The sequence below is a fragment of the Mesorhizobium sp. M7A.F.Ca.CA.002.09.1.1 genome (genome assembly GCF_003998555.1).
Taxonomy (GTDB): domain Bacteria; phylum Pseudomonadota; class Alphaproteobacteria; order Rhizobiales; family Rhizobiaceae; genus Mesorhizobium; species Mesorhizobium ciceri.
Genome location: NZ_RZRR01001121.1, coordinates 1 through 1505, shown reverse-complemented (window position 1 = coordinate 1505; position 1505 = coordinate 1). Strand labels below are relative to the sequence as shown.

Below are 1505 nucleotides of genomic sequence, written 5' to 3'. Positions count from 1 at the left end.
GCCTTGGCCGCATCGATGGCGGAATCCGCGATCTGCTTGGGCGAGCGCGGCACATGCGGGCTGCGGTCCTGCGACCCGCCGGACCCGGTCACGGCACAGGTAATGAAGACCTCACGGTTCATCGCAAGCGGCATGGAACTCTCCTCCGAAAGAAATAGACCTCAACAATGCCCGACTTGCCGGAAACTGTTTTGCGTTTTACGAAGCTTCCATGACGAAAAGCGAAAAACCAACGATCTTTCGCGCCGAGCGCTCGCCGCTTAGGGTGACGCTGCTGGTATTTTCCGGTTCGTCGATCATGTGCGTCGCATCCGCCGTCGATCCACTGCGCGCGGCCAACCGCATCTCCGGCGAGACCCTGTTCGATTTCAAGCTGGTCTCGGTGACCGGCGAGGCTCCAGTCACCACTTGCGGCCTGCCGGTGGCGGTCGGCGGCCGCTTCGATGCGGGCGAGTCGACCGACGTTCTTGTCGTCGTCGCCGGCTTCGGCACCCAGAACTATGCAACCTCGGCTCTGTTGTCCGGCCTGCGCCGGGCCGCACGGACAGCACGCGCTTGCGGCGGTGTCGAAGCCGGCACCTGGCTGGTGGCGCGCGCCGGCCTGCTGGAAGGACGCAGCGCCACCACCCACTGGGAGGACATGGAGGATTTTTCCTCGGCATTCCCCGGCGTCGATGTCCGCCCTGACCGCTATGTTATCGACGGGCCGGTGTTCACCTCGGGCGGCGCGTCGCCGACCTTCGACCTGATGCTGCATCTCATCCGCACGAGGCTCGGCATGGCCGTCGCGCTCGATGTCGCCAGCGTCTTCATCTACGACCAGGCGCGCGCCGCCACCGACGCACAGCCGCTGGTCTCGCTCGGCCGGCTCGATGGCTATGATCCGCGGCTGGCGCAAGCGATCCGGCTGATGGAAGCGCATGTCGACCAGCCGCTGACCATTGAAGCGGTGGCCAAGCGCGCCGGCGTGACGGCACGGACGCTGGAGAGCATCTTTCGCAAATCGATCGGCGAGACACCGGGCGCCTATTATCTCAGGCTGCGCCTGGGCGCCGCGCGCCGGCTGGTGGTCGATACAAGGATCGCCATGGCCGATATTGCCGGGCGGACCGGATTCTCATCCGCCGCGGCGTTTTCAAGAGCGTTTTCAAGGGCTTTCGGCGAAGCGCCGGTCAGGCTGCGCCGGGGCTGACTATGATAGAATCAGGCAGCGTTCTGACGGTCGCTGCCGCCGTCGATCTGCGAGCGCATTTGCTTGGCAAGATGGGTCTCGAAACGGCTGGCCACAGCGCGATCCCATTCGTTCGAGCGGCGCGTGCCGTCCTTCGGATGCGGCATTGCCATCAGCCGGTCGATGATCGATCCAGCCTCGCCAGGTGAGAGCAGGGCGTCGATTTCACGTTCGTTCTGCATATCGGTTCGCCTCCTTCTTCCTCTCCCGCCACGAGCAACTCTTATACGAGATTCGTGACGGCAGTTTGAAGGCAAGAGCGAGGTCATTGAAG

Annotated in this window: 3 protein-coding genes; 1 reads left to right on the top strand and 2 read right to left on the bottom strand. The window is 64.1% G+C overall.

All coding sequences use genetic code 11. The features are described from left to right. Positions 1–134, bottom strand: a 134-nt coding sequence (locus EN994_RS30905; protein WP_206530542.1) for a 3-keto-5-aminohexanoate cleavage protein, incomplete at its 3' end; no start/stop codon positions are given. A 77-nt stretch (positions 135–211) separates the two neighbouring features. Between EN994_RS30905 and EN994_RS30900 the strand changes: the two genes are divergently transcribed. Continuing rightward, the gene (locus tag EN994_RS30900) at positions 212–1192 is read left to right on the top strand and encodes a GlxA family transcriptional regulator (protein ID WP_024501969.1); all 981 of its coding nucleotides are present in this window, start codon (positions 212–214) and stop codon (positions 1190–1192) included. Between the two features lie 11 nt (positions 1193–1203). Here the strand turns inward: EN994_RS30900 and EN994_RS30895 are convergent, their stop codons facing one another. Continuing rightward, on the bottom strand, positions 1204–1413 hold the full coding sequence (locus EN994_RS30895; RefSeq protein WP_013528291.1) for a hypothetical protein: 210 nt from the start codon (positions 1411–1413) through the stop codon (positions 1204–1206). Positions 1414–1505: the final 92 nt, after the last annotated feature.

Excerpts from the sequence above, each read along its gene's own strand:
- EN994_RS30895 (WP_013528291.1), bottom strand. The coding sequence starts at position 1,413 with ATGCAGAACGAACGTGAAATCGACGCCCTGCTCTCACCTGGCGAGGCT.
- EN994_RS30900 (WP_024501969.1), top strand. The coding sequence starts at position 212 with ATGACGAAAAGCGAAAAACCAACGATCTTTCGCGCCGAGCGCTCGCCG.